We start from the raw sequence: 25,577 nt of genomic DNA, 5'->3' as shown, positions 1-25,577 counted from the left end.
AAGTACCTACCGGGGAAGCCGACGAGAAACAGTCATGAACCGACTCACGGTTCGTCCTGGAACGGCAGCGAGCGGTACTCCACGGAAGCGAGAACCAGCAGATGATGACGGTGGGAGGGCGGGTCGATGACGCGAACCGTTCCGTTCACGCCGCTGGACGAGGCAGTCCTTCATCTGGAGGAGGAACTGGAGCCCTGGAACGTCCAGATCGAGGTCGGGTCGGCGGCGAGTCTCGACGCCGAGCGGCTGTACGACGCCGTCGAGACGGCCGCGGCCGCCCACCCGCTGGCCCGGGCGCGCCTGCGCGACTACGGCGCGCTCGACGACGAGTACGTCTGGGAGATCCCGGACGACCCGGACACGGTGCCCCTGAAGCGTGCCGACGCGGGCGACGCCGAGGCGCTGGCGGACCTGCGGACGCGGTTCTACAGCCCGCGCGTCGAGTTGCGCGAGTCGCCGCCGTTCCGGGTCGCGCTGGCCCGCGGTGGCGGTATCGACGGCGGCGACCGGCTCATGGTCTGTGGGAGCCACGTCGCCATGGACGGCGTCGGGACGCTCCGCCTCGCACGCTCGGTCTGTCAGGCCTACCGCGGCGACCCAGTGGACGAGGACCCCGTCGGACTGGCCGAGTCGCGTGCCGTACTGGTGGAGGACGGGCCCAGTTCGCTCGGCGAGGCCGGCACCCGGCTCGCCGAGGGGCTGGGACGGCTCCCCGACGCGCTGGACGAACCGACCCGGGTGGCCGTCGACGGCGGCACCGACGAGTCGGGCTGGGGGTTCGTCCACCGCGAACTCGACGACGCCCTCGTCTCGGCGGTCGTGGGCGGCAGGCCCGACGGCGTCTCGGTCAACGACTGTTTCCTCGCGGCGCTCCACCTCGCCATCGACGACTGGAACGCCGACCACGGCGCCGAGAGCGACCGCATCAGCCTGATGATGCCCGTCAACGCCCGCCCGCCGGAGTGGTTCTACGAGACGGTCGGGATGTACGCCCCGTTCGTCAGCGTGGACACGAAGCCGCGCCACCGGACGAGTCCGGGCGCGGCCGTCGAGCGCGTCGTCGAGCAGACCAGCCGCCACAAGCGCCACGACGGCGCCGGCTGGGTCACGGACGCGCTGGGGCCGCTCTCCGCGAACCTCCCGGTCGGCATCAAGCGCCTCGTCCCGGGCCTGCTCGGGGCGACCGGGTACCGCTTCGTCGACAGCGCGGTGCTCTCGAACCTCGGGCGCATCCCCGACCTCCCGGCGCTGGGCGGGCAGGACGACGAGGCGGACTGCCACTTCTCCCCGCCGTCGATGATGCCGCTCGGCGTCGGCTTCGGCGTCGCGACGCTGGACGGCGACGTGCGGCTGGTCACGCGCTACAGCCAGCAGCAGTTCGACCGCGGCGCCGCTCGCCGGTTCACCGACCGCTACCTCGACCGCCTCGGCGCGACCGTCCCCAGTCCCGGCGCGTGACCCGCGCCGGGCGTCCGACGGCGTGTGGCTGGCCCGGACGATGCCGGTCCCGAACCACGCCCGCTCGCGGTTCGCTGACCGCTCCGCCCATCCCCGGAGCCGCGAGTGGAGACGAGCGGAAGATGCGACGCAGGAACAGAAACACCCCAGTAAAACTCTAAATAGGGAATTTTCCAGATTATCCGATTACGTTGAGAGATTCCCACACCGTCCGGGGAACGGGACCCCCCGCCACACGCGAGCGTCACGTCGCGCAGTCGGCCCCGTCGGATAGCCCGTGTTACCGCTCGATGTCCCCGGCGCCGGGGCCGAACTCGTCGATACGCTCGTGGACGTAGGCGGCCCACTCGTCGAGCGTCTCGTGCATCAGTTCGCGGGCCTCGTCCAGCGGGGTCGCGGTGTACTGGTAGACGTGGCCGCCCGAGTCGAGCAGGCGGCGCTGGCGGGTGGCGAGGCTCTTCTCGCGGAGGGTCGTCAGGGAGCGGTTCACGTTCGAGCGGTCCCGGTCCAGCGTCTCCGCGAGCTCGGCGACCGTGCTGCCGGGGTTCTCCAGCAGCGTGAGGTAGGTCCGTGCCTCGTGACGCTGGACGCCGAAGACGCAGGCCATCACGTCCGTGAATCCCGGCTCGTCGTCGATCATCAGTTCGCGGAACCGACCCGGGTCGGGGTCAGACGCGGAGGTGTCCATGTGGCTGGTTCAACGCTCGTGACGCCGATAAATCCCCTCGTTACCCTGGACTCACCGCCGTCTCAGGTGGACAGGCACCCAGATACTGGTTCGTGCGCGAGGCGCGCAAATGCGCCGAGCGCGCCAGCGGGCGCCTGTGCGCCCGTGTGCACGTCCGTGGCGTCCGCACTTCCGCCCCGGGACTAATCCACCCGGCTCGGAAGAGGGGACCGATGACGCAGACAGCAACCGAGACACGGACCGGAACGAGCCGTATCGAGGAACCGTCGTGGAAAGGTGGCGTCGTCGCGGGACTGGCCGGCGCTGCCGTGATGGCCGTCCTGATGGCCGTGATGAACCCGGCACCGCTCGTGGGCGCCATCCCGAGCATGTACGGGTTGACGCCCCCGAGTCCGGCCGCCGGGGTGGCGCTCCACCTCTCGCACGGGGCGGTCCTCGGTGTCGCCTTCGCGGCGCTGCTCGGCCGCACGGGCCGCATCGACACCGGCGACCGGGTGCAGACGGTCGCCGCGGGCGTCGCCTGGGGTGTCGTCACCTGGGTCGGCCTCGCGGCGCTGGTGATGCCGGTCTGGCTCTCGGTCGTCGGCTCGCCCGTGAGCCTGCCGTTCCCGAACCTCGTGCCCGGGAGCCTCCTCTGGCACGTCGTCTACGGGGCCGTCGTCGGGGCCGTGTTCCCCGCGGTCGACGGGCTGTAGCGTCCGCCGAGCGACTCAGCGCGGCTCGAAGACGTGGACCGGCCACGCCTCCTCGTAATCGAGTGCGGCCTCGCGCTCGGCCGGCGTCGGCTCGCGGACCCGGAGTTCGACCGGGTCGCCGATGGCCACGTCCGCGTGGTCGGCGTCGACGCGGCCGAGCAGTCGGCCGCCGCCGCCGAGTTCGACCACGGCGACCGTGTAGGGCGCCTCGTCCGCGAGCGCCGGCGGCGGGGTGTGGACGGCGGTGTAGGTGTATATCTGGCCCTCGCGGGGCTGCGCCTCGACCTCGACGGCCCGGCTCCCGCAGGCGTAGCAGACCGGGCGCGGCGGCAGGAGGACCTGTCCACAGTCCTCACAGACCCCGCCGAGCAGGTCGCCGTCGGCGAGCGCGTCGAAGAAACCCGGTAGCGTCAGCGGGCTCTCGGCGTCGAGCGGGCGGTCGTGGCTCATCGGCCCACCTCCGGCCCCGCGGTCAGGACGTGCGCGACGGTCACCGCGTCGGCGACGCCGCCCTCGTTCAGCAGGAACGCCGTCTCGGGAGCGTCGGGGCCCCCGTCCGGGCCACCCGCACCGCCCGGCCGGTCGGCCGCCACGCCCGTCAACTGCTCGTACGCCTCGACGGCCTGCAGCAGGCCGGTCGCGCCGATGGGGTGGCCCCGGGCCTTCAGCCCGCCGCTCGTGCTGAGGGCGACGTCGGTCCAGCCGTCGTCGCGCTCGGCGGGCGGCAGGTGGCTCTGGTACCCCCGCCCCTCGGGCGCGAAGCCGACCGCCTCCGAGAGCAGCGCCTCGGAGACGGTGAAGGCGTCGTGGACCTCCGCGATGTCGACGTCCGCGGCCTCGATACCGGCCTCGGCGTAGGCCCGCTCGGCCGCGATGCGTGCCCCCTCGATGTGGGTCATGTCGCGCTCGGCGACGGCGATGTTGTTCGCCGCGGCGCCGGTCCCCGCGAGCTCGACGGCCGGCACCCCGAGGTCGGCGGCGGTCTCGGCGCTGGTGACGAGGACGACGGCCGCGCCGTCGCCGACGGGCGCGCAGTCGAACAGCTTCAGCGGCGGCGCGACCGGCTGGGACTCGAGGACGGTGTCGACGTCGATCTCCTCGCCGAACTGCGCACGGGGGTTCCGGGCGCCGTTGCGGTGGTTCTTCACCGCGATGCGCGCGAGGTCGCGCTCGGTCGCGTCGGTCTCGTGGAGGTAGCGCTGGGCGAGCAGGGCGTACTGGCTGGGCGCGGTGACGCCGGAGCGCTGCTCGATGGCGCGGTCGAACGCCGCCGCCAGCGACTCCGTCGCGCCGGCGGTCCCGCCGGCGGTCATCTTCTCGACGCCGCACGCGAGGACCGCGTCGTGCTCGCCGTTGCGGACGTCCTTCACGGCGTGGCGGAGCGCGAGCGCGCCGGCCGCCGCGCAGCCCTCGACCCGCTCGGCGGGGACGTGTCGGAGCCCCGCCCACTCCGCGAGCAGGGTGCCGTGCATGATCTGGTTCTCGTAGCGCTCGGACTGGTTGCCGGCGTACAGCGCCCCGACCAGCTCCGCCGGCGCCGGGAGCCCGTCGAAGGCCTCCGCGAGCGCCAGCGAGAACAGGTCCCGACCGGGCAGGTCCGTCCGCCCGATGGGCGAGCTACCGACCGCCGCGATGACCGGTTGTGGCATGAGTGCGGAAACTGACGAACCGGTCGGTGTTATAGATTGGCACGGCGGGGCCCCGGGACGGTCGACACGGCGGTCGGCGCGACAGGGGAACGCGCTCAGTCGCCGCTGACGGCCGCCGGTTCGTCCGCGCCGGACACCTCGACGGTGCCCGAGAGCTCCGTGTTGGGGTACGGCATATCGATCCCCTCGGCGTCGAACCGCTCCTTGACCGCCTCGAGGAACTGCGCGCGGACCGCACCGTAGCTGTGCTCCTCGGGGTCGATCCAGACGCGACCCGAGAGGACGACCGCGGAGTCACCGAGCGACGTGACCGGCGCCGAGGGCTCGGGCTCGTCGAGGACCCCGTCGATGGCCACTCCCTCGTCGATGATCGCCTCGCGGGCCTGCTCGATGTCGTCCTCGTAGCCGATGCCGAAGCCGACCGAGACCCGGCGCTGGTCGTTCGCGACGTTGTTCACGACGGCCGCGCCGGCGAGGTCGCTGTTCGGGACCGTGACCATCTCGTTGTCGAAGGTATCCAGCTTCGTCACCCGGAGCTGGATCTCCCGGACCACGCCGCTGTTCCCGTTCCACTCGATCCAGTCGCCGACCTCGAACGGCTCGTCCTGGATGATGAAGATGCCGGCGACGAAGTTCGCGATGAGGTCCTGGGCGGCGAAGCCGACGGCGAGCGCCAGCGCACCGGCCAGGGTGGCGAACGCCGCCAGGACGACGCCGAACCCGGCGACGGTCGCGGCGATGGCGACCGACAGGACCGCCACGACGACGACGGTCGTACTCACGGCGAGGCTGACGATGGTCGGGTCGAACTCGCGACGCTCGAGGCTGCCCTCGACCGTTCTGGTGACGACTGCCTTACCGACAGTGTAGACCAGCACGAACACGACGACGAAGATCACGAGCGTCGTGAGCGCACTGACGACCGCCGGGACGTACTGCTGCGGGTCGAGCTGGAAACCGAGCTGGAGTGGACGCATGAATCGCCGACGATACCGAGGACCGTGCTATATAACTTGCCCCGCAGCCGTGAGATCCACCGCGAGCCGGCGTCCGTCGCCGCCGACTGGCCGCCTCAGGCCTCCAGCTTCTGCCGGAGCACGTCCGGCGCCGCCGCGAGCGCGTCGTCCAGCGCGTCGGCGTCGGGACCGCCACCCTGCGCGAAGTCCGGCGGGCCACCGCCACCACCACCGACGCGACCCGCGAGGTCGGCGACGACCTCGCCCGCGTTGATGCCGACGCCGTCCGGGACGGCGACGACGAACGTGGCGCCGTCGGTGCCCGAACCGATGACGGCCACCGTCCCCTCCTCGACGAGGGCGTTCGCGGTCGCGCGGAGCTCGTCCATGTCGGCGTCGAGGCGCTGGACGACGGCGGTCGTCTCGCCGAGGTCGACCTCCTCGCCCGATTCGCCACCCTGCGCGCGGGCCTCCGCGAGCTGTTCCTTCAGGTCCTCGATCTGCTTGCCCCGGGCCTTCCACTCCTCGAAGAACCGCTCGGCGGTGTCCGGCACCTCCTGCGGGTCGACGTCGAGCGTGTCGGCGGCGGCGTAGAGCGCGTCCTCGGTGCGCTGGGTGGCCTCGATGGCGGCGTCGCCGGCCGCGAAGACGAGCCGCTCGACGCCGTCCTGGACCCGCTCCGTGCCGAGGACCTTGATGGCGCCGATCTCCCCGGTGCGGCCGACGTGCGTGCCCGCACAGGCCTGCACGTCCTCGCCGACGGTGATGACCCGGACCTCCGTGCCGGCGGGGATGCCGCCCTGGAACAGGTCGAAGCCGTACTTGGCCTGCGCGTCGTTCCGGTCGAGCCACTCCTGCTTGACCGAGAGGTTCTCGCGGACGATGTCGTTCGCGACCCGCTCGATGGCCCTGACCTGCTCGCGGTCGATGCGGTCGTAGTGGGTCACGTCGAGCCGCGAGGAGTCGGTGCCCTTCTGGGCCCCGGCCTGCCGGATGTGGTCACCCAGCACCTCGCGCGCCGCGTGGCCGATGACGTGGGTCGCGGTGTGGTGGGCCATCAGCCGGCGGCGGCGGGTCCCCTCGACCTGCCCACGGACGAACTCACCCTTCCCGGGGTCGGTGTCGGTCCGGTGCAGCACCACGCCGTCGACCTCCTGGACGTCGGTGACCTCGGCGGTGACGTCGTCGGTCGAGAGCGTCCCGACGTCGGCCGGCTGGCCGCCACCCTCCGGGTAGAACATCGTCTGGTCGAGCGCCACGTCGTAGACGGGCTCGTCGCCGTCGCCCTCGTCCGGGCGCTCGATGACGTCCAGTACGACGGCCTCGAACTCCGTGCGGTCCTGGTCCTCGTAGAACAGCTTCTCCGTCTCCGGGAGGTCGGCGACCTGCTCGTCGATGCCCTCCGAGCCGTCGTCGAAGGCGGTGCCGCCGCCGTGGCGCGAGGCCACCAGCGAGTAGAAGTCGTCCGGGACCTCGACCGCGGCGCCGCGTTCCGCGGCGATCTCCTCGACCATGTCCGGCTGGATGCCGTGGCTGTCGTACAGCTCGATGACCTCCTCCAGCGGGATGGGTTCGTCGCGCTCGGCGTAGTCGTCGGCCAGCTGCTCGACGCGGCGGCCGCCCCGCTCGAGCGTCTCGCGGTACTTCTCGACCTCCGTCCGGACGATGTCCCGGACGGTGTCGCGGTTCCGGTAGCCCAGTCGGTCGGCCTGCATGTCGACGAGTTCGTCCAGCGGCGCGTCCACGCCGACGCTGTCGACGAGTCGCTTGGTCCGCCGGAGGACCATCCGCGCCAGGTAGCCCGTCCCCGCGTTCGAGGGGACGATACCGTCGCCCAGCATGTACGCGAGCGTGCGGCAGTGGTCGGCGATGGCGTAGATCTCCTCCAGCGGCTCCATCAGCGTCTCCAGCCGCTCGACGTCGACATCGAGTCGCTCGGCGATCTCGCGCCGAGCCGTCGCCATGTCCTCGGCCTCGTCGATGTCCATCCGGCCCGCCAGCTTGGCGGCCCGGTGGACGAGGTCCTCCTGGGCCTCGGTGTGCTCGATGCCGGCGTTCTCCTTCAGGAAGTCGATGGTCTCGGGGTAGACGGCCTCGTAGACGGTGGGCGTGCCCTGGCTCATCCAGGTCCAGCGCTCCAGCCCGTAGCCCGTGTCCACGATGTACGTGTCCATCGGGCTGTAGCGGTTGCCGTCCTTCAGCTCGTACTCCCCGTCGGGGTCCTGCTCCATCGACATGAAGACGAGCGTCGCCAGCTCCGCGCCCTTGTAGATGACCTCGATGGCGGGCCCGGCGTTGCCGCCGCCGACCCACGGGTCCTCGATGTAGGTGATCTCCTCGAGGTCCGCGCCCAGCTCCTCGAACAGGCCCTCGCAGAGTTCGACGGTGCGGTCCTTCCAGTAGACCTCGCCCTGGTAGGCGTACTGGTCGGGATCCTCGATGTCGGTACGGGCGTTGAACGCGTGGTGGGCCATCATCTCGAACGCCATCGTGTGGCGCCCGGTCTTGCCCACGTTGTCGATGTCCTGCATCCGGATGCAGGGCTGGGAGATACACAGCGGGTTGGCCGGCGGCGGCGTCTTGCCCGACGTGACGAGCGGCTGGAAGTCGTAGATGGAGGCCTGCGTCAGCAGCACGTCGTCGCGCCACCGGTTGGCCGCGACCGGGTACGGCTCGATGCGCTCGTGGTCGTGGTCCTCGAAGTACGAGAGGAACGCCTCCCGCATCTCCGTCAGCGTGTGCGCCTCGTCGAAGCCGGGGTCGTCGATGAAGCCGTACTCCTCGCAGGGGGGTTCACCGCAGAGCTCGCGGTCCTCGTCGCGTGTCCAGAAATGGTCGCCGCACTCCGGACACTCCCGCCGGACGAACCCCTCCTCCCGGAAGTACTCCAGTTGGTACTCCTCCGTGAGGTCACTCATTACCACTACGTGGCCGGGGTTCGTCTAAAAGGGTTCCGAAGGGGTGGGTCGGTGTCGTGGCGGCGGTACAGCGCCGGCGTCGGCGATGCGGGCGCGACCGGGCCCACCGTCGTACCCGAAGCGGGTCGCGGCCTGGAGTCGCATCCGCCGGGGGTCGCCCCGGGGACGGGGGGCTTCACACGGCGCCTAACTATATCCGATGGTGAACGAGTCGAGAGCCAGATGACGATCATCCGGTCACTCGGGCGGACGGTCGGCGTTGCAGTGTTCACCATCGTCGAGACGCTCACCCTCGGCATCTGGTTGGCACTCGTACGAGACGCGCCGACGCTCTCGAGGCTGGCCCTCGTCGGCGCCGGGATTCTCCTCGCCGGACTGGTGCTCGAGGCCCTCATCAACACCGTCGTCGTCAACGGCTTCTCCTTTCGGCTGGGAGCGATCGCGACGTTCAGCCTCTCGGAGGCGCTGATATGGATACTCTGGCTCGGCGTCGCGGAACGGCTCGGTGGGTTGACCGGCGTCGGTATCGCCGGGGTCGTACTGTTCGTCCTCATGCTCCCGCAGCACTCGATAGAGGACAACGTACTCAGGGGTCGAGGACTGTTCAGCAGCCTCGTGACGCCGGGGACGGCCCTCTTCACGTTCGTCGAGGCACTGGGCGGGACGGTGTGGCTCGCGCTCGTGTTCCGGCCGGACCTGCTCGCCGCGGCCGGTGTCGACTCGGTGCCGTTCGCCGCACCCATGGTGGGCGACCTCGGGGCGTCGGTCGGACTGCTCCTCCTCGCACTCGCACTGTTCGTCGAACACGAGATGGGCCTGCAGTTCGCCCTCCGGACGGGGGAGCCGGGACCGGGCGTGTAACGACCGGGCCGGTCACGGCCGTGGCGGGTCACCGTCGTAGGCGTCCATCTCCTGGTAGAAGTTCAGCATCGCGAACTTCAGTTTCTCGGGCGCGATGTCCAGCAGCTCCTCGCGCTCCTCCTCGGGGAAGGTGTCGTGGACGGAGTACTGGCCGAGGTCGTCGGCCCGCGAGCGGGCGTAGCGCTCGTCGACGAGCGCGCGGACCCCGAAGTCCTCCGGCGAACGCACGACGCGCCCGAGTGCCTGGCGCGTCTTGCGGACGGTCGGGATCTCGACGGCGTAGCGCCAGCCCTGCTCCTCGTCGCCACCGAACGCACCCGCGAAGGCGTCCTCGACGGCCTCCATCCGGTCGTCGAGATGCGGGTACGGGACCCCGACGACCAGCACCGTGCGGGCGTCGTCCCCGTCGTAGCTCACGCCCTCGGCGAGCGTGCCCCACAGCGAGGTGAACAACACCCCGTCGTCGCCCGCGGTGAACCGCTCGCGGAGGTCCTCGGCGCGCTCACCCGGGCGGTCGAGGTAGGGCGTCGCGTCGGTCCCGACGCGGTCGTAGTAGCGCTCGGCCTCGGCGTAGGAGGGACAGAAGACGAGCGTGTTGCCCGGCGTGAACCGGACGGCGTCCTCGATGGTGCCCGCGACCGTGTCCTGCACGTCGGGGTCATCGCGCTTGCTGGCGAACAGCGCGGGCGAGGTGACCGCGAAGGTGCGCCGGCGCTCGGGCGGGAACTGGAGCCCGTACGCCATCGTCACCGGATCCTCGAGCCCCAGCACGTCACGCTGGACGTCGAACGGGCGGAGGGTGGCCGACATCAGGACGGAGGCGTGCAGGTCGTCGAACAGCGGCTCGGTCACCTGCCGCGGGATGCAGGTGTACAGCTCCGCCCGGCCGCGGACGCCGGCCTCGGTGCGGCGGACGCTGACGACGGGATACTGGCCCGGCTCCGCGGAGCCGTCCATCCAGTCGCCGATGAAGCCCGCCGCCGCCAGGGTCTGGCACTCCTTGCGCGTCGTCGTCTCGCCGTCCTTGTACGCCTCCTGGTAGGCCTGGTCGAGCGTCTTCCCGAGGTTCAGCGCGTGTTCGAGGTCCTGCTTGTACCCGGGGCCCTCGTAGCGCTCCAGGAACGCCATCGTGAGGTCGTCGCGGCCCGTGTCGGCGTCGATGGTAACGTCCTCCCAGTCCTCGCCGAGTGCCTCGCGGGCGCCGAAGCTCATCCCGGCCTCGTAGACGTCGACCAGCGCGTCGTGGAACGCCCGGATGACCCGCTCTGCGGGGTCGACCCGGAAGTCGTCGGTCTCGTCGAGTTCGTCCAGCGCGCTCGCCAGCGTCACCTCGTTGCAGGTGCGGGTGGCGTGGTCGCGGGCCGAGTCCTCGATGTTGTGGGCCTCGTCGAACACCGCCACGATGTCCTCGGGGTCGCGGTCCAGCCACCGGAAGAACTGCTCGCGGATGGTCGGGTCGAGCAGGTGGTGGTAGTTGCAGACGACGAGATCGACCCCCTCCATCCCCTCCTTCAGCAGCTCGTACCCGCAGAAACCGGCCTCGTGGGCCGCGTCGTAGATCTCGTCGGGCGTGCGCACGTCGGCGTACAGCCAGTCGTAGAAGTCGCTCGTGTCGCCGGTCAGGTTGCGCTGGTAGCGCTCGCAGACGTTGGCGTCGGCCTCGACGCTCTCGAGCTGGTCCTCGGCGGCCTGCAGCTCGTCCAGCACCGCGGTGCGGGCCTCCCCGAGGTCGCTCGCGCCGTTCGCCGCCCCGGCGTCGCCGTTCGCCGCCTCGCGCAGCTCGGCGGCCTGCTGTTCCAGCGCGGCCACGTCCTCGGCCTGGTCGACCACCTCCCTCGTCGCGTCGCGGAGCGCCTGGCACTCCTGGTAGTCCACGTCGATGTGGCACATCGACCCCTTGCCGCGGAAGACGACCGCCCGGAGCGGTTCGGCCGCGTTGATGGCCCGGGCCTCCTCGATGAACTGGCGGGTCTGCTGGTGGACGTTGGTCGTGATGACGACGGTCTTGTTCGCGGCCCGGCCGTACTCCAGCGCCGGGGCCAGCGCCGCCAGCGTCTTGCCGGTCCCACAGGCCCCCTCGAACAGCACGTCCCGCTCCGTGACCAGCGCCTCGCGGATGGCCTCCATCGCGTCGTGCTGGTGGTCGTACGGCTGGTCGTAGGGGAAGAAGCGCAGGTACCCGGGCCCGTCACTCGTCGCCACGCCCCCCGGTTGTTCGCTCTCGGGCAAAAGGGTTCGTGCGGCGGGGTGGAAGTGGTCCGTGGTACCCCCCGACCACGTGGCCCCGACCCACGCCACCGCGACCCGAACCACCACAAGAGCGTTACCACCCCACCCGCAAACGGGAGCCATGACGGGGGACGACGATGCCGAGGCGGAGCCGCCGCGGACGTTCGTGGAGCCGTTCCTCGACCGCGAGCGGGCCGCCCGCGACGTGCTGGACGAACTGGAGGCGGACCTGCTGGTGGGCGAGGCCGAGCACGTCCGGGAGCGCCTGCGCGAGATGGCCCGGACCGACCACGACACCTTCCTCACGCTGTGTCTCTGCTGCAACGGCAACGACCAGTTCTTCGCGGACGTGGCCGAGCAGTTCGACGACGACACGGCGGACCGACTCCGGCGGCTGGGCGAGGCCCACGGCCAGCTCGCCCGCCCCTTCCGCATCGTCCGCGACGAGGTCGACATGGGCCGGGAGAACCCCGTGACCGGCGTGAACTTCTCGGGGGCCTACCGGGAGCGCGAGCAGGTGCCGCTCATCCGGTACCAGCTCTACTCGGGCGGCGTCGAACTCCTCGAATCGCGCGAGTCCCCCGACGAACTCCTGCAGGTCGCGGCCTTCCTCGTCGGCGCCACCGCCGAGACGCTGGAGAACGCCGTCGAACACGAGGACACCGTCAACACCGAGGAGCTGAGTAACCTGCTCGACCGCCGGGACGACCTCGAGACCCGGCTGGGCGAACTGGAGGACACCCTCGACGACCTGCGGACACAGCCGGTCGGGGAGTAGCGGGCGGGTCGTCGGCACGCACACCAGAGGGCGGAGGGTCTTTGCCCGGGGCCCACGAATCCAGCGTGTGAACGACGGCAACGACGGGCACGAAGAGCGGCCCGGTGCAGGCGGTCGGCAGTCCCGGCGCGCGTTCCTGCTGGGTGCTGCGGGGACGACGGCGGCGCTGGCCGGCTGCGCCAGCGGGTTCGTCGGCAGCACCGCCGACCAGCCCGAGGACCCGGCCGAGGGACCGGCCGATGGCGACGGGTCGACGAACCCGGACCCGACCGCGACCCGGGAGAACCGCTACACCGAGGCGTACCGGGCGACGACCCCGAGCGTCGCGGTCGTCCGGGCGTACGGGCCGGACGGGCGCGCCGGCCAGGGCTCGGGCTTCGTCTACGACGGCCACGTCGTCACCAACCAGCACGTCGTCGAGGGGGCGGACACGTTCGAGGTCGGCTTCGCGCGGCAGGACTGGCGCGAGGGGTCCGTGGTCGGGGCGGACGTCTACTCCGACCTCGCGGTCATCGAGGTCGGGTCGCTGCCCGACTACGCGCGACCGCTCTCGTTCGTCGAGCGCGAGGCGCCCGTCGGGACCGAGGTACTGGCCGTTGGCGCGCCGTTCGGGCTGGGGCAGTCGGCCTCGGCTGGCATCGTCAGCGGCGTCGACCGGTCGCTCCCGGCCGCGAACAACTTCGTCATCCCCGACGCGGTCCAGACGGACGCGGCCGCCAACCCCGGCAACTCCGGGGGGCCGCTGGTCGACCTGGACGCGAACGTGGTGGGCGTGGTCAACTCCGGCGGCGGCGACAACATCGCGTTCGCGGTCAGCGCGGCGCTCTCGACGCGGGTGGTGCCGGCGCTCGTCGAGACCGGCGAGTACACCCACTCGTTCATGGGCGTCGGGCTCCGCGGGGTCACGCCGCTGCTCGCGGAGGCCAACGACCTCCCCGCGGTCAGCGGAGCCTACGTCGCCTCCGTCCGCGAGGACGCCCCCTCCGAGGGGGTGCTCCAGGGGTCGACCGGCTCGACGACCGTCAACGGCGTCGAGGTCCCGACCGGCGGCGACGTGGTCGTCGGGCTGGACGAGACGCCCATCGAGGCGCTGAACGATCTCTCGATCTACCTGGCGCTGGAGACCAGTCCCGGCGACGAGATCGCCGTGCGACTCATCCGCGACGGCAGCCGCCGGACGGTGTCGCTCACGCTGGGCGAGCGACCCGACCCCTGAGCGGAGCGGCCCGAGCCCTGACTGGATGGATGACGCGCGGCCCGGCCACGAAACGTTCTCGGCCGCCGGGCTCCGACGACCACCCATGCCGGGCGTGCCCGACTCGTTCCACTGTGGGACCTGCGACCGGGAGATCGATCGCGAGGCCGCCACCCGGACGGAGACGTTCGCCGACCTCGACCCCACGAAGTGGCAGAGCCTCTGCTGTCCGGACTGCGGGCAGCGGCTGAAGACGGTGTTCGTCGGGCTGGAGGACGGCGCGTAGCCCCGGCGGGAGCAGCGAGGGCGCGCCGGCCCGCCGCCGGTCCCGTCAGGCGTCGCCGACGCCGGCGTCCACCAGCGCGGCGTCGCGGGGGAGGAGCCGCGAGTGCGGGAAGGAGTAGCGGCGGCGCTCGTCCAGCGGCTTCCCGCCGCCGAACGGGTAGACCACCTCGACGACCGGGTCGTCGCGGGGGTAGCCCGCGTTCGTCTCGTAGTCCGCGACCGAGCGGCCAGTCCCGTCGACCTCGACCGCGTCGGCGGGGTCGTCGGTCACGCGGACCACGAGGACGGCGTCGCCGGTCTCGCGGTCGGTCGCGAGGTCGCCCGGTCCCAGCCGACAGCCCCGGCAGAACGAGGGGCCGTCCTCGGGGACGAACGCCTCCCGGCCGCAGGCCCGGCAGGTGCCACGGACCTTCCCCGGGGCGGGAACCTGGCCCCGCGTCACCTCGATGGCGACGCGGCGGAGGTGCTTGCACGACTCCCCGCGGATGCGGTGGTCCGGGCAGGTGCAGTCCCCGTCGGGGAGGTCGACGACGTACGCCCGGCCCTCGCGGTTCTCCACCTCGTAGCGGCCCTCGCCCAGAGCCGTCACCGCCATGGGTTCGGTCCAGGCGCGGGCCGAGCGACCGTCGAGGCGACTCGTGTCGGGCGCGAGTGGCTGGGGACCGCGGCCGTTCTCGGAGTCCCCGCCGTCGCCGCCCGCGCCGGCCCGTCGCGCCGACCGCGCGTCCGCCGTGGTGTCGGTGATGTGCTCGACCACCGGGCGCTCCCGCGGGGGAGAGACCCCCCTTCGTTTCCACTGCGATTCATCCGATGACGCGGCTGTGTGTTCTGTGTGCGTCATATGTGTAATCACTTTGCTTCCATCCGAAACAAGGGTCCGTATGGCAATAAGGGCCGCGCTAGCGTGGTGGAAGTGGAACCACCGGCGGGGACGGCCCCACCGCCCGGTCGGAGCGGTCAGCGCGGTCGGGGGCCCCGGCAGGACTCGGCTTCGAAGCCCTTTTTAACTGACCGCCGGAATCCCGCGCTATGGCCCCCGACAGGGAGACGATGGTCGAGATTGCCGTCGCCATCGCCGCCGTCGTGCTGTTCGCTGCCGGAATCGTCGCCGTCGGGATGTCCTCCGGCCGGAACATCGACGGCCTCCTGCTGGTCGGCGCCATCGCCGCCTTCGTCGTGGTGATGGCGCTCATCGGGACCGCGTTCGCGTATCGCTAGTCTCGGCCCCCATTTGATACCTGTGACGCCCTCGATTCCCCAGCCAGCTGCATCATATATCTATTGCGCCATTAGTCTGCAACTTGTTCCGCCAACCCGTCACGGATCGCGCTCGTGACACCCCCATCGGCGTGAGTCGTGGTCGGACGCTCGGCGTGGCTCGGGCCCAGCCCACGGCGTCCGGTACCGCCCACGGGATTGCTACCGGGACCCACCTTCCCACGACACCCTCTCGAAACGATTAACCGCCGGCACACACCACCACGAGGTATGATTCAGGTCGCGGTCAACGGCTACGGGACCATCGGCAAGCGCGTCGCGGACGCCGTCACGCTCCAGCCCGACATGGAGCTGGTCGGCGTGGCGAAGACCAGCCCCAACCACGAGGCGGAACTCGCCGTCGAGAACGGCTACCCGCTGTACGCGGCGGTCGAGGACCGCATCGAGCTGTTCGACGAGGCCGGCATCGACCTCGCGGGGACGGTCAACGAACTCGTCGAGGCCGCGGATATCGTCGTCGACGCCTGCCCGTCGGGCATCGGCGCCGACAACAAGTCGATGTACGAGGAGCTGGACACGCCCGCGCTCTACCAGGGTGGCGAGTCCGCCGACCTCGTGGACACGTCGTTCAACGCCCGCGCGAACTACGGCGACGCCGAGGGTGCCGACCACGTCCGCGTCGTCTCGTGCAACACGACCGGCCTCTCCCGGCTGCTCGCCCCGCTCGACGAGACCTACGGCGTCGAGAAGGCCCGCGTGACGCTCGTCCGGCGCGGTGGCGACCCGGGCCAGACCGGCCGCGGCCCCATCAACGACATCCTCCCGAACCCGGTGACGCTCCCGAGCCACCACGGCCCGGACGTGAACACCATCTTCCCGGACCTGTCCATCGACACGCTCGGGCTGAAGGTGCCGGCGACGCTGATGCACACCCACTCCGTGAACGTCCAGCTCGAACCCGACCCCGCGGACATGCCGAGCGCCGACGAGGTGCGCGAGCTGCTGGCGGGCGAGGAGCGGACGTTCATGGTCCAGCCGAAGCACGACATCGACGGCGCGGGCAAGCTCAAGGAGTACGCGCTGGACCGCGGCCGGCCGCGCGGCGACCTCTGGGAGAACTGCATCTGGAGCGAGTCCATCAGCGTCGAGGACGACGACTGCTACCTGTTCCAGGCCATCCACCAGGAGTCCGACGTGGTGCCCGAGAACGTCGACGCCATCCGCGCGGTCCTGGGCGCGGCCGACGCCGCCGAGTCGCGCGACCGGACGAACGAGACGATGGGGCTCGGGCTGTAGGTCCGGCCTACTCGGGAGTGGCCCGGCGACCCGGGCGGTGTCGGGGTGCGAAGCCTTTTGCCGCGTGCCGCCGTAGCACGGGCCGTAATGCGCCGCGACGACCGCGACGACGACCCGTTCTCGGATGTCTCCGACTTCTTCCGCGAGATCGAGCGGATGATGGGTGGCCCGGACTCGGGCTTCGGCGACGACGTCCACTTCCGGGTCGACCGCGAGGACGACCTGGTGCGGGTGGTGGGCGACCTCCCCGGCGTCGACAAGGAGGCCATCGACGTCCAGTGTGACGGCCACGATCTCATCGTCGGAGCCGACACCGACCGCCACGAGTACCGCGAGCGGATCGACCTCCCGGTCCGGGTCGACGAACACTCCGCGGCGGCCACCTTCAACAACGGCGTGCTCGAGATCACGCTGGAGCGCGCCGAGAGCGGCACCGGTATCGACCTCGAGTGACGGCCGGAAGCGAGCCGCAGCCGACTTAATTTCCGTTCTTTCGTTTCGGCACCAGTACAAACGTTGAATAGCCACGGCACACTCTCTCGTACAGGATGAGCGAGAGGGGACCGAAGGGGGTGACGCCGTGTCCCGACGGTGACGGCATCGATGTCCTCCACCTCGACGACGACGAGCCGTTCCTCACGCTGACCGAGCGCTGGCTCCAGACCGAGCACGAGGCCATCGAGGTGATCTCGACGACGGACCCGGGGGAGGCGATGTCGCTGCTCCGGGAAGAGCCGGCGACCGATGGCGGCGCCGAGGTCACGGCGGCGACCCGCACGGTCGCGGACACGGACACCGGCGCCGGGCACGACCCCACGGTGACCGACCCGCCCGTCGACTGCGTGGTGAGCGACTACGACATGCCGGGGACCGACGGGCTGGAGTTCCTCGAACAGGTCCGCGAGCACTACCCGGACCTCCCGTTCGTGCTGTTCACGGGGAAGGGAAGCGAGGAGATCGCCAGCGAGGCCATCTCCGCCGGCGTCACCGACTACCTCCAGAAGGGGACCGGCGGCGACCGGTTCACGGTGCTGGCCAACCGGATCGAGAACGCCGTGAACCAGCGCCGGGCCGAGCGGCAGGCCGAGCGCTCGGCCGAGCGGGTCCGACAGGTCTTCGACCGCATCACCGACGCGTTCGTCGCCACGGACCGTGACCTGCGCTACACGTACGCCAACGACCGGGCCATCGAGCTGCTGGACACCGATCGCGAGGAGCTCCTGGGGACCGCGATGCTGGATGCGTTCCCCGAGGTCGAGGGGACGCCGTTCCTGGATGCGTTCGAGCGGGCGATGCGCGAGCAGGAGCCGGTCACCGCCGAGGACTACTTCGACCCGCTCGACGCGTGGTTCGAGATCCGCGTGTTCCCCGCCCGCGACGGGCTCTCGGTCTACTTCCGCGACGTGACCGAGCGCAAGGAGCGCGAACGCCGGTTCAACGCCATCTTCAACAACACGTTCCAGTTCACGGGCCTGATGAAGCCCGACGGCACGCTCGTCGAGGCCAACGAGACCGCCGTCGAGTTCGCCGGGGTCGACTCCGAGGACGTGCTCGGCCGGCACCTGGCGGAGACGGCCTGGATCACCGAGGGGAACCGCGACCGCATCTACGACGCTGCCGAGCGGGCCGCCGACGGGGAGTTCGTCCGGTTCGAGATGGAGATCAACGGGGCCGAGGGGCCGGCGATCATCGACTTCTCGCTCAAGCCAGTCACCGACGACCGCGGCGAGGTGACGCTGCTCATCCCCGAGGGGCGCGACATCACCGACCTGAAGGAACGCGAGCGAGAGCTCCGCGAGGAGCGGGCCTTCGCCGAGAGCATCTTCGCCGGGCTCCCGGACGCGCTGTACGCCTTCGACCACGAGGGGACGTTCCTCCGCTGGAACGACCGGCTCGTCGAGGTCACGGGGTACGACGACGCCGAGGTCGCGGAGATGCACCCGCTCGATTTCATCCCGGAGGACGAGCAGACGAAGGTCGCCGAGAACATCGCGGCGGTGGTCCAGTCGGGCGAGACCGTCACCGTCGAGAGCTTCTTCGAGACCAAGGGTGGCGAGCGCATCCCCTACGAGTTCACGGGCGCGCCGCTGGTCGACCAGGACGGCACCGAACTCGGGCTCGTGGGCATCGGCCGGGACGTGACCGAGCGCCGCGAGCGCGAACGCGAGTTCGAGGCGGTGTTCAACAACACGTTCCAGTTCACGGGCCTGATGGAGCCCGACGGGACGCTGGTGAAGGCCAACGACACCGCGCTGGCGTTCGGCGGCGTCGAGCCCGAGGACGTCATCGGGAAGAAGGTCTGGAACACCCACTGGTTCCAGGTCGACGAGGCGACGCCGGAACGGGTCCGGCAGGGCGTCCAGCGCGCCCGCGAGGACGAGTTCGTCCGGTACGAACTGGAGGTCCAGGGGGCCGAGGGGACCGCCATCATCGACTTCTCGCTCAAGCCCGTCACCGACGAGGACGGCGAGGTCGTCCTCATCGTACCCGAGGGGCGGGACATCACCGACCTCAAGGAGCGCGAGCGGGAGCTGGAGCGCAAGAACGAGCGGCTGGAGGCGTTCGCCAGCGTCGTCAGCCACGACCTGAAGAACCCGCTCGGAGTCGCGAAGGCGAACCTCGAACTGTTCCGGACGGGCGGGAGCGAGAGCCTCGAACTCGTCGACGAGGCCGAGTCGGCCCTCGACCGGATGGAGCGCCTGGTCGAGGACCTGCTCGAGCTCGCGGAGAAGGGCCGCATCGTCGACGACCCCGAACAGGTCGACCTCGGCCCGGCCATCCACCGGGCACTCTCGGCCGTCGAGGCCGGCGACCTGGCCCTGCGGTTCGACGGGACCGACCGGACCGTCGCGGCGGACCCCGAGCGGCTGGTACAGCTGCTGGAGAACCTCCTCGTCAACGCCGTCGAACACGCCGAGCAGGAGGTCCGGATCGGCGTCGAGGCCGACGGGCACGCCATCACCGTCGCGGACGACGGCCCCGGGGTGCCGCCGGACGACCGCGAGCGGGTCTTCGAGCCCGGCTACTCGACATCCGAGGACGGCCACGGGTTCGGGCTCGCCATCGCGCGCAACATCGCCGAGGCCCACGGCTGGTCGCTGGAGGTGACCGGAAGCGACCTCGGCGGCGCCCGGTTCGTCGTCGGCGGGCTCGAGGCGGCCGACGGCGACGGCACGAGTTCCGGGGTCGATGACGCCGGTCGCGGGGACGACACCGACTGACGACCGCTCACTCCCCCTCCGCGGTCCGCCGGACGAGTGCCGCCAGCCGGTCGTAGAACGGGGGCTCGTACTTCGTCGCTGCGTCGACCGTCGGTCGAGCGTTCGTCTCGTTGACCACGGCGCGGCCCGCCCCGCCGTCGGCGACCAGCAGATCGACGCCGAGCCACGGCACGCCCAGCGCCTCGGCGGCCCGCTCGGCGAGGTCGCGCAGGTCGGCCTCGAGGTCGACACCGCTGGCCGCCGCGCCGCGGTGGACGTTGTGCTTCCAGCGGCCCGCCTCCCGGGCCGCGTCGGGAAGTCGTCGTTCGACCGCGCCGACGTACTCGCCCTCGACGCACATCACCCGGAAGTCGCGCGCGTCGGGGACGAGCGACTGGACGAGGAAGGAGCGGTCGCCGGTCGCGGGGAACTCGTGGAGCAGGTCCAGGTAGTCGGTCACGCCGAGCAGCGAGTCCGCGTCACCCACCCGCGCGACCCCGATGCCACGGGTTGCCGAGTTGGGCTTGACGACGGCGGGCGTGCCCACCCGGTCGAGCGCGTCGAGCAGCGCGTCCTCGCCGGACGGGTTCGAGACGACCACGGTGTCGGGCGTCGGGACGCCGGCCCGCCCGAGGCGCGCGAGCGCCTCGCCCTTGTGGCGCGACCGGAGCACGGCCTCGCGACCGTTCACCCACGGCACGTCGAGCAGGGCGTCGGCGACGCCACCCTCCGCCAGCCGCGGGGGGAAGACGAACCCCACGTCCACGTCCGGGTACGCCTCGCCGGGTGCGGTGAGGTCGACCGCCCGCTCGGCGGTCGACAGGTGGACGGTCTCGATGCCGCGCTCGGCGAGCGGGTCGCGGACCCGGGCGAGGGTCTCGGCGTCCGTCGCGACCCCGAGTCTGAGCATGGGTGCCGCTCCGGTCGCCGGGCATATCAGTCGTTGGACCGGCCGGTCCGGTATCCGGGAGCCGGACATCGCTGACTGGCACAGCCATCCCCTGGCTGTCCCAGCTGGTCTGCCGGATGGGGGGCTGTCCGGAACGGGGAGGAGGCCGCTGCCCCCTTCCATTCCCAACCAAGCGTATCCAAGATATTTCGAGAATTCGCGGATAATATGGCAATCCAGGAATTTCTACCGAGTATACATCATATATTCCTACGCTTCCGGTTCGATGTAGACCTTCCTGATCCCGCCGTTGGACTCCTTCAGCGCGGCCTCGATGGCGGTGATGCGTTCGTCGATCTCCTCGGTGTCGAGTACCTCGTCGAACTCGACGTCGGCCATCACGACGACCTTGTCCGGCCCGAAGTAGACGGTCCGGAAGTCGACGATGCGGTCGATCCCGTCCCAGCCCTCGACGACGCCACGGAGTTCGACCTCGTCCTCCTTCGGCATCGACTCGCCGAGCAGGAGGCGCTTGTTCTCCCACGCCAGCGCGACGGCAAAGCCCATGAGCATCAGCCCGATGATGGCCGCCGCGACGGCGTCGTAGATGCCGTTCCCGGTCACCCGCGAGAGGTAGACGCCGAACAGGGCGATGCCGGCGCCGGCCATCGCGATGAAGTCCTCGGTGAGCGCCGTCAGTACCGTCACGTCGGAGGTCTTCTTGAACGCCTCGCGGAGCCCGCTCCACTCGTTCTCCTCGATCTGTCGGCTCATGTTGGCGTACGCCTTCTTGAACGCCCACGCCTCGAAGACGATGGCGCCGACGAGGACGCTGTAGTTGACGTAGACGGCCGGGAAGGTGATGTTCACGACCGGGAGCGTCGCGTTCCCCGTCCCCGGCGGGTGCGGGTCGAGGATGGCGCTGTAGCCGTGTTTCAGGCTCTCCCAGCCCGCGATGCCGAACAGGAAGACGCTGACCAGGAAGGAGTAGAAGAACTGTGCCTTCCCGTAGCCGAACGGGTGCTCGCGGTTGCGGTCCTTCCCGCTGTAACGGATGCCGATGAGGAGGAACACCTGGTTGCCCGTGTCGGAGATGGAGTGGTACGTCTCCGAGAGCATCGCCGCGCTCCCGGTCAGCAGGAAGCCGACGAACTTCAGGATCGCGATGAGGCCGTTGGCGACGAGCGCGGCGAGGACGACTGATTTGCTGCTGGCCATCGGTTGTGCGAGGCCTCACGCGACGGTGGCAAAGGCCTTGCCGTCCGCGTACCGTCCCGTCGTCGGTCGCACGGGCCGAGGACCGCGGGGCGTTTAGGCCCTCCCGTCGAACCCTCGCCAATGCTCACCCTCGTCTCCGACACGCACGGAACCGACGACCCGCGCCTCGACGGCCGCACGGCCGAGGCCATCGCCGAGGCCGAGGTCGTCGTCCACGCCGGGGACTTCACCACGGAGACGGTCCTCGACGCCTTCCACGACGCCGCCGGGACCCTCCACGCGGTCCACGGCAACCGTGATGCGCCCGCGGTGACCGACCGACTGCCGGCCCGTCGGGCCCTCGAGTACGGCGGCGTCCGGTTCGTCGCCGTCCACGGCCACGAGCACAGCGAACAGGCGCTCTCGCTGGCGGCCCGCGAGGCCGGTGCCGACTGCATCGTCGTCGGTCACTCCCACCGACCGACGCTCCGGCCGCTGGGGGAGGTGACGCTGCTCAATCCGGGGAGCCACGCCGACCCGCGGCAGTACCGGCCGGCCCACGTCGAGCTGGAGCCCGACGACGGGGGACTGGCCGGCCGGTTCGTCCAGCCGGACGGGACGGTGCTCGAGACGTTCAGAATCGACCGGGGCGCGGGACAGGCGGGGACCAGGTGAGGCCCCGCGACCCGTGCCGATGCACCGAACCAGGGGACGGGTAGGGGAGAGGGCCGAGGGGGGGACCGACCGGGAGGGCCGAAGCGTTCGGCGCAGTATCCACTATGGGGGGATGTGAAAAGTAGCCGCCGAAAGCTCAAAGAGATGTTTCACCTACCAGAGAGCCGCTCGCGGGGACTCAGCGGTAGGTGAGTGCGACCGCGACGCCGAGGACGACCGCGCCACCGAGGAAGAAGATCAGCCCCGGCGGGAGTCCCAGTGCCGCATCGCCGCCCGCGGCGGCCTCGGCGGCCGTCCTGGCGGTCTCCGTGACCGTCTCGTTGACGGCCGTCGGCGTGGGGGTCGCGGTCGGTCCGGCGGCGCCGTCGGCCACCGTCTGCGTCGCGGTCGCGGCCGTCTCGGGGGGCTCGGTCACCGTCTCCAGCACCGGCTCTGCCGTCTCGCTCGGGGTTCCGGCGGGCGTCGACGTGGTTGTCGGCTCCGCCGTGCCGCCCCCCGCACCCCCCACGCCGCCACCGTCGCCACCGGTGGTGGCCGCCGTCTCGGTCGCGGTGTCGGTGCCGCCCGTATCGAAGATGCCGACATCGCCGCCACCGCTGGTCGTCTCCGGCGGCGGCGTCCGGGAGGGGGTCGCCTCGGGCGTCGCCGTCGGCGTGTCCGTGACCGTCGCGGGGGCACCACCGGCGTCTCCCCCGTCGCCGGCAGCACCGCCGCCGTCACCGCCGCCGGCGCCCGTACCGAACAGGGAGGGAGCCAGCTGACCGAACCCTCCGCCGAACACCTCTTGGACGGCGACGGCGCCGAACAGGAGCGCGGCCAGCCCGCCGACCAGCCGCCGGAGGGCCGCCCGGATACCCGAGGCCTGGTCGTCGCGCCCGGCGAAGATGACCAGCGGCTTGTCCGCCGGCGCGTAGACGTCCATCTCCCGGCCCTTCTCGGAGTAGGCCGTGCCGACCACGTCGATGGCGCCGGCGTCGGAGAGTCGCTCGAGGTGGTACTGCGCGTTCTGGAGCGTCGTGTCGACCTCGTCGGCGAGCTGCGAGGGCGGCAGGGGCTCCTCGTGGAGCGCCGACAGCATCTCGCGCGCGGTGTCGGAGGAGAGCGCACGCATCAGCGCGTCCGCCTCGTCGCTGTCGAGGCCCACGACCCGTGGGTTCTCCTCGACGGACACCTCCGGACTGGAGGGCAGGAGGCTCATCGTGTCGAGAGAACCGGGTCGGCGCGCATCAATCTTGTGTGCGCCCGCCGCGCGGTACCGCGCGACCGGGGCCGGCGGGCTGCCGGCCGAGCCACCCGTGCAGGGTCGAAACGCCTTTGCGCGCGCCCGCACCACCGGCAGGTATGGTACAGGTGGACCCGGTGCTGGTCGGCATCGTCGCCGTGCTGCTGTTCATCGTGTTCGCCCTCTTCCTCCTGTTCCGGCGCACGGTGAAGGGGTTCACCGACGGGCTCCGCGAGGGGCAGCGCCGCGACTAGCCGCCAGCGCCGCCCGCGTCCGGGCGCCACCAATCGCCCCGGGGCCACCGCCGGCTCAGCGCAGGCCACGCGCCCGCTCCCACGCCCGCAACAGCTCCGCCAGCGTCCGGAGTGTCGGGCCCGTCAGGCCGTGCGTGTCGGCCCGCTCCAGCGCCGTCCCGAGGATGGCGTCGACCTCCGTGCGCCGCTCGGCGAGGACGTCCTGCTGCATCGAGGAGGTGTTGGCCGCCGTCGCCGCCGCCACGCGCTCGACGGCGTCGGTCGCCGCCGCCTCGGACAGGTCGACTCCCTCCGCGCGGGCGATTCGGGCCACCTCCCGGGCGGCCCGCCGACCGACGGCGTTCCCCGGCCCGTCGAGCAGCGCGCCGTTCTCGACCCGGGCAAGCGCGGTCGGCGCGTTGATGCCGGCGTTGACGGCCAGTTTCTCCCACAGCCGCCGGGGCATATCCGCGGCGACGGTCGTCTCGATACCGGCCTCGGTGAAGGCGGTTCCCACACGGTCGGCCGTCGTCGAGGGCCCGCCCGCTCGCGCACCCAGCACCACCTCGCCGACGCCCGTACACCGGACGACACCCGGCGCGGGCGTCGTCGCGCCGTAGGTGCAGGTGCCGGCCAGCACCGCACAGTCGCCCAGCGCGTCGGCCAGCGTCGCCTCGTTGCCGAGCCCGTTCGACAGCGACAGGGCCGCGTCCAGGGTGGTCCCGGTGTCGGCGAGGTCGCGGGCGGCCGCCGCCGTGTCGAACGCTTTGGTCGTCACGAGCGCGCAGTCGAACCGGCCGGCGGGAGGCTCGGTTCGGGCGTCCGGGTGGACCAGCGTCTCGACGGCCCCCTCGACGGTCAGGCCGGACTCCCGGACGGCGGCGACATGGGGGTCGCGGCCGACGAGCGTCACCTCGTGTTCACGGGCGAGCAACCCGCCGAGCAGGCTGCCCAGCGAGCCCGCGCCGACGACGAGGAACTCCATACCGGCGGGTCGGTGAGGACGAGTAAAGGCGTGTCGTCAGCGGTGGCGGGGAGCGCCCGGGGAACGGGATGGGGGGACCGGCCGATGGGCGGGGCCGAGGGCGCCCGACCCGGCGGGCGGCTCAGTCCTGTGCCCAGTAGTAGAGCTCCTCCTCCGGGGCGCCACAGGAGGGGCACTCGTCGGGCATCTCGTCGAGTTTGCCGATCTCACCACACTCCCAGCACCGCCAGTGGAGCTCCTTGTGGCCCGAGCGGGCGTCGGCCTCGTGGTCGACGGACATCGCCGTCACCCCCTCGGAGGTGGCGACGTAGAAGCCGTGCTCGTCGAGACCCCGGACGCGGCCGAGTTCGTTCCCGTCCTCGTCGTACACCGTCTCCCCGAAGGGCACCTGCCGCTCCGTGTCGGACTGGCTTGACATGGTACACGATATCGTACACCGTGACCGGGCATAAATCCACCCGCAGCTGTCGCTGTGGCGCTGGATAACGGAGAACGGACGCAAGCGCCCCCGGAACGGGGCTACTCCTCGGTCGTCGTCTGATCGATGTCCTTCTCGCCGAGGTGGATGGCGGCGCCGTCCTGGGCCACCTTCTCGGCCAGCACCGCACACTTGACCCGCATCGGGTTCACGTCGATACCCAGCAGCTCGAAGATGTCGTCGCGGTCCATCTCCCGGATCTCGTCGAGGGTCCTCCCGTGGAGGTCCTGCGAGAGCATGCTGGCCGAGGCCTGCGAGATGGCACAGCCGTCGCCCACGAACGAGACCCGCTCGACCGTCTCCCCGTCGTCGTCGAGCTTCACGAACATCTTGATGGTATCGCCACACATCGGGTTCTCCCCGACGTGTTCGAAGTCCGCGTCCTCGAGTTCCCCGTAGTTGCGCGGGTTCTTGTAGTGGTCGAGGATCTGCTGGCGATACATATCACGGCCGCTCATTGTTGTCGGTGGGT

The 25,577-nt window shown here is 71.0% G+C and carries 25 protein-coding genes; 12 read left to right on the top strand and 13 right to left on the bottom strand.

Annotated elements, in window-relative coordinates; genetic code table 11:
• Window positions 1-126 precede the first annotated feature (126 nt).
• The gene (locus tag P2T62_RS04335; protein ID WP_276260264.1) at window positions 127-1,458 is read left to right on the top strand and encodes a condensation domain-containing protein; all 1,332 of its coding nucleotides are present in this window, start codon (window positions 127-129) and stop codon (window positions 1,456-1,458) included.
• Window positions 1,459-1,738: 280 nt separating this feature from the next.
• On the opposite strand, the gene P2T62_RS04330 is transcribed toward P2T62_RS04335, so the two are convergent.
• Complete coding sequence (locus P2T62_RS04330) at window positions 1,739-2,146, bottom strand: helix-turn-helix domain-containing protein (RefSeq protein ID WP_276260263.1); 408 nt, start codon at window positions 2,144-2,146, stop codon at window positions 1,739-1,741.
• Between the two features lie 212 nt (window positions 2,147-2,358).
• Here P2T62_RS04330 and P2T62_RS04325 point away from each other — a divergent pair, with 212 nt between their 5' ends.
• Window positions 2,359-2,841 (top strand): histidine kinase, encoded by a 483-nt coding sequence (locus P2T62_RS04325; protein ID WP_276260262.1) that lies wholly within the window; start codon window positions 2,359-2,361, stop codon window positions 2,839-2,841.
• 15 nt (window positions 2,842-2,856) lie between these two features.
• Here P2T62_RS04325 and P2T62_RS04320 read toward each other — a convergent pair whose 3' ends face one another.
• The 4 genes from P2T62_RS04320 to alaS form a co-directional block, all read right to left on the bottom strand.
• Window positions 2,857-3,291 (bottom strand): Zn-ribbon domain-containing OB-fold protein, encoded by a 435-nt coding sequence (locus P2T62_RS04320; RefSeq protein WP_276260261.1) that lies wholly within the window; start codon window positions 3,289-3,291, stop codon window positions 2,857-2,859.
• Complete coding sequence (locus P2T62_RS04315; protein WP_276260260.1) at window positions 3,288-4,490, bottom strand: thiolase C-terminal domain-containing protein; 1,203 nt, start codon at window positions 4,488-4,490, stop codon at window positions 3,288-3,290. The genes P2T62_RS04320 and P2T62_RS04315 overlap by 4 nt, the downstream gene beginning before the upstream one ends.
• A 95-nt stretch (window positions 4,491-4,585) precedes the next feature.
• Window positions 4,586-5,467, bottom strand: a complete 882-nt coding sequence (locus P2T62_RS04310; protein ID WP_276260259.1) for a mechanosensitive ion channel family protein — start codon at window positions 5,465-5,467, stop codon at window positions 4,586-4,588.
• 95 nt (window positions 5,468-5,562) lie between these two features.
• Window positions 5,563-8,364, bottom strand: coding sequence for an alanine--tRNA ligase (alaS, locus tag P2T62_RS04305; RefSeq protein ID WP_276260258.1), 2,802 nt, complete (start codon window positions 8,362-8,364; stop codon window positions 5,563-5,565).
• Between the two features lie 222 nt (window positions 8,365-8,586).
• On the opposite strand from alaS, the gene P2T62_RS04300 reads away from it, so the two are divergent.
• Window positions 8,587-9,225, top strand: coding sequence for a hypothetical protein (locus P2T62_RS04300; RefSeq protein ID WP_276260257.1), 639 nt, complete (start codon window positions 8,587-8,589; stop codon window positions 9,223-9,225).
• Window positions 9,226-9,237: 12 nt separating this feature from the next.
• Here the strand turns inward: P2T62_RS04300 and P2T62_RS04295 are convergent, their stop codons facing one another.
• Complete coding sequence (locus tag P2T62_RS04295; RefSeq protein WP_276260256.1) at window positions 9,238-11,427, bottom strand: ATP-dependent DNA helicase; 2,190 nt, start codon at window positions 11,425-11,427, stop codon at window positions 9,238-9,240.
• A gap of 148 nt (window positions 11,428-11,575) precedes the next feature.
• On the opposite strand from P2T62_RS04295, the gene P2T62_RS04290 reads away from it, so the two are divergent.
• The 3 genes from P2T62_RS04290 (at window position 11,576) to P2T62_RS04280 (ending at window position 13,713) form a co-directional block, all read left to right on the top strand.
• Window positions 11,576-12,232: a hypothetical protein gene (locus P2T62_RS04290; RefSeq protein ID WP_276260255.1), complete on the top strand. Its 657-nt coding sequence runs from the start codon at window positions 11,576-11,578 to the stop codon at window positions 12,230-12,232.
• 136 nt (window positions 12,233-12,368) lie between these two features.
• The gene (locus P2T62_RS04285) at window positions 12,369-13,448 is read left to right on the top strand and encodes a S1C family serine protease (protein WP_420028432.1); all 1,080 of its coding nucleotides are present in this window, start codon (window positions 12,369-12,371) and stop codon (window positions 13,446-13,448) included.
• Window positions 13,449-13,533: 85 nt separating this feature from the next.
• Entirely contained in the window at window positions 13,534-13,713 is a 180-nt protein-coding gene (locus P2T62_RS04280) for a hypothetical protein (protein WP_276260253.1), read from the top strand.
• 45 nt (window positions 13,714-13,758) lie between these two features.
• Here the strand turns inward: P2T62_RS04280 and P2T62_RS04275 are convergent, their stop codons facing one another.
• Window positions 13,759-14,469, bottom strand: a complete 711-nt coding sequence (locus P2T62_RS04275; RefSeq protein WP_276260252.1) for an SWIM zinc finger family protein — start codon at window positions 14,467-14,469, stop codon at window positions 13,759-13,761.
• Between the two features lie 272 nt (window positions 14,470-14,741).
• Between P2T62_RS04275 and P2T62_RS04270 the strand changes: the two genes are divergently transcribed.
• The 4 genes from P2T62_RS04270 to P2T62_RS04255 all read left to right on the top strand — a co-directional run bounded on the left by P2T62_RS04270 (window position 14,742) and on the right by P2T62_RS04255 (window position 19,447).
• Window positions 14,742-14,930 (top strand): DUF7472 family protein, encoded by a 189-nt coding sequence (locus P2T62_RS04270; protein WP_276260251.1) that lies wholly within the window; start codon window positions 14,742-14,744, stop codon window positions 14,928-14,930.
• A 270-nt stretch (window positions 14,931-15,200) separates the two neighbouring features.
• Window positions 15,201-16,226, top strand: a complete 1,026-nt coding sequence (locus P2T62_RS04265; protein WP_276260250.1) for a type II glyceraldehyde-3-phosphate dehydrogenase — start codon at window positions 15,201-15,203, stop codon at window positions 16,224-16,226.
• An 87-nt stretch (window positions 16,227-16,313) separates the two neighbouring features.
• On the top strand, window positions 16,314-16,679 hold the full coding sequence (locus P2T62_RS04260) for an Hsp20/alpha crystallin family protein (protein ID WP_276260249.1): 366 nt from the start codon (window positions 16,314-16,316) through the stop codon (window positions 16,677-16,679).
• A gap of 95 nt (window positions 16,680-16,774) precedes the next feature.
• Window positions 16,775-19,447, top strand: coding sequence for a PAS domain-containing protein (locus P2T62_RS04255; RefSeq protein WP_276260248.1), 2,673 nt, complete (start codon window positions 16,775-16,777; stop codon window positions 19,445-19,447).
• Window positions 19,448-19,454: 7 nt separating this feature from the next.
• Here the strand turns inward: P2T62_RS04255 and P2T62_RS04250 are convergent, their stop codons facing one another.
• Both P2T62_RS04250 and P2T62_RS04245 read right to left on the bottom strand, forming a co-directional pair.
• On the bottom strand, window positions 19,455-20,336 hold the full coding sequence (locus P2T62_RS04250; protein ID WP_276260247.1) for an ATP-grasp domain-containing protein: 882 nt from the start codon (window positions 20,334-20,336) through the stop codon (window positions 19,455-19,457).
• 249 nt (window positions 20,337-20,585) lie between these two features.
• Window positions 20,586-21,533: a cation diffusion facilitator family transporter gene (locus P2T62_RS04245; RefSeq protein ID WP_276260246.1), complete on the bottom strand. Its 948-nt coding sequence runs from the start codon at window positions 21,531-21,533 to the stop codon at window positions 20,586-20,588.
• A gap of 120 nt (window positions 21,534-21,653) precedes the next feature.
• On the opposite strand from P2T62_RS04245, the gene P2T62_RS04240 reads away from it, so the two are divergent.
• Window positions 21,654-22,187: a metallophosphoesterase gene (locus tag P2T62_RS04240; RefSeq protein WP_276260245.1), complete on the top strand. Its 534-nt coding sequence runs from the start codon at window positions 21,654-21,656 to the stop codon at window positions 22,185-22,187.
• Window positions 22,188-22,365: 178 nt separating this feature from the next.
• Here the strand turns inward: P2T62_RS04240 and P2T62_RS04235 are convergent, their stop codons facing one another.
• Window positions 22,366-23,385, bottom strand: a complete 1,020-nt coding sequence (locus P2T62_RS04235; RefSeq protein ID WP_276260244.1) for an ArsR/SmtB family transcription factor — start codon at window positions 23,383-23,385, stop codon at window positions 22,366-22,368.
• A gap of 143 nt (window positions 23,386-23,528) precedes the next feature.
• Here P2T62_RS04235 and P2T62_RS04230 point away from each other — a divergent pair, with 143 nt between their 5' ends.
• Window positions 23,529-23,663 carry a DUF7859 family protein gene (locus P2T62_RS04230; protein ID WP_276260243.1) on the top strand — a complete coding sequence of 45 codons (135 nt, stop codon included), beginning with the start codon at window positions 23,529-23,531 and terminating at the stop codon, window positions 23,661-23,663.
• A 55-nt stretch (window positions 23,664-23,718) separates the two neighbouring features.
• On the opposite strand, the gene P2T62_RS04225 is transcribed toward P2T62_RS04230, so the two are convergent.
• From P2T62_RS04225 to sufU, 3 genes are all read right to left on the bottom strand, one after another.
• Window positions 23,719-24,627 carry a ketopantoate reductase family protein gene (locus P2T62_RS04225; RefSeq protein WP_276260242.1) on the bottom strand — a complete coding sequence of 303 codons (909 nt, stop codon included), beginning with the start codon at window positions 24,625-24,627 and terminating at the stop codon, window positions 23,719-23,721.
• 121 nt (window positions 24,628-24,748) lie between these two features.
• The gene (locus tag P2T62_RS04220; protein ID WP_276260241.1) at window positions 24,749-25,045 is read right to left on the bottom strand and encodes a DUF7130 family rubredoxin-like protein; all 297 of its coding nucleotides are present in this window, start codon (window positions 25,043-25,045) and stop codon (window positions 24,749-24,751) included.
• Window positions 25,046-25,146: 101 nt separating this feature from the next.
• Window positions 25,147-25,563: a Fe-S cluster assembly sulfur transfer protein SufU gene (gene sufU, locus P2T62_RS04215; protein ID WP_276260240.1), complete on the bottom strand. Its 417-nt coding sequence runs from the start codon at window positions 25,561-25,563 to the stop codon at window positions 25,147-25,149.
• Window positions 25,564-25,577: the final 14 nt, after the last annotated feature.

The sequence above is a fragment of the Haloglomus litoreum genome, from assembly GCF_029338515.1.
Taxonomy (GTDB): domain Archaea; phylum Halobacteriota; class Halobacteria; order Halobacteriales; family Haloarculaceae; genus Haloglomus; species Haloglomus litoreum.
This window is presented reverse-complemented; position numbering and strand designations above follow the sequence as displayed.

Coding starts and splice junctions, on each gene's coding strand:
- P2T62_RS04335 (WP_276260264.1), top strand. CDS start 127: ATGACGCGAACCGTTCCGTTCACGCCGCTGGACGAGGCAGTCCTTCAT.
- P2T62_RS04330 (WP_276260263.1), bottom strand. CDS start 2,146: ATGGACACCTCCGCGTCTGACCCCGACCCGGGTCGGTTCCGCGAACTG.
- P2T62_RS04325 (WP_276260262.1), top strand. CDS start 2,359: ATGACGCAGACAGCAACCGAGACACGGACCGGAACGAGCCGTATCGAG.
- P2T62_RS04320 (WP_276260261.1), bottom strand. CDS start 3,291: ATGAGCCACGACCGCCCGCTCGACGCCGAGAGCCCGCTGACGCTACCG.
- P2T62_RS04315 (WP_276260260.1), bottom strand. CDS start 4,490: ATGCCACAACCGGTCATCGCGGCGGTCGGTAGCTCGCCCATCGGGCGG.
- P2T62_RS04310 (WP_276260259.1), bottom strand. CDS start 5,467: ATGCGTCCACTCCAGCTCGGTTTCCAGCTCGACCCGCAGCAGTACGTC.
- alaS (WP_276260258.1), bottom strand. CDS start 8,364: ATGAGTGACCTCACGGAGGAGTACCAACTGGAGTACTTCCGGGAGGAG.
- P2T62_RS04300 (WP_276260257.1), top strand. CDS start 8,587: ATGACGATCATCCGGTCACTCGGGCGGACGGTCGGCGTTGCAGTGTTC.
- P2T62_RS04290 (WP_276260255.1), top strand. CDS start 11,576: ATGACGGGGGACGACGATGCCGAGGCGGAGCCGCCGCGGACGTTCGTG.
- P2T62_RS04280 (WP_276260253.1), top strand. CDS start 13,534: ATGCCGGGCGTGCCCGACTCGTTCCACTGTGGGACCTGCGACCGGGAG.
- P2T62_RS04270 (WP_276260251.1), top strand. CDS start 14,742: ATGGCCCCCGACAGGGAGACGATGGTCGAGATTGCCGTCGCCATCGCC.
- P2T62_RS04265 (WP_276260250.1), top strand. CDS start 15,201: ATGATTCAGGTCGCGGTCAACGGCTACGGGACCATCGGCAAGCGCGTC.
- P2T62_RS04260 (WP_276260249.1), top strand. CDS start 16,314: ATGCGCCGCGACGACCGCGACGACGACCCGTTCTCGGATGTCTCCGAC.
- P2T62_RS04255 (WP_276260248.1), top strand. CDS start 16,775: ATGAGCGAGAGGGGACCGAAGGGGGTGACGCCGTGTCCCGACGGTGAC.
- P2T62_RS04250 (WP_276260247.1), bottom strand. CDS start 20,336: ATGCTCAGACTCGGGGTCGCGACGGACGCCGAGACCCTCGCCCGGGTC.
- P2T62_RS04245 (WP_276260246.1), bottom strand. CDS start 21,533: ATGGCCAGCAGCAAATCAGTCGTCCTCGCCGCGCTCGTCGCCAACGGC.
- P2T62_RS04240 (WP_276260245.1), top strand. CDS start 21,654: ATGCTCACCCTCGTCTCCGACACGCACGGAACCGACGACCCGCGCCTC.
- P2T62_RS04235 (WP_276260244.1), bottom strand. CDS start 23,385: ATGAGCCTCCTGCCCTCCAGTCCGGAGGTGTCCGTCGAGGAGAACCCA.
- P2T62_RS04230 (WP_276260243.1), top strand. CDS start 23,529: ATGGTACAGGTGGACCCGGTGCTGGTCGGCATCGTCGCCGTGCTGCTG.
- P2T62_RS04225 (WP_276260242.1), bottom strand. CDS start 24,627: ATGGAGTTCCTCGTCGTCGGCGCGGGCTCGCTGGGCAGCCTGCTCGGC.
- P2T62_RS04220 (WP_276260241.1), bottom strand. CDS start 25,045: ATGTCAAGCCAGTCCGACACGGAGCGGCAGGTGCCCTTCGGGGAGACG.
- sufU (WP_276260240.1), bottom strand. CDS start 25,563: ATGAGCGGCCGTGATATGTATCGCCAGCAGATCCTCGACCACTACAAG.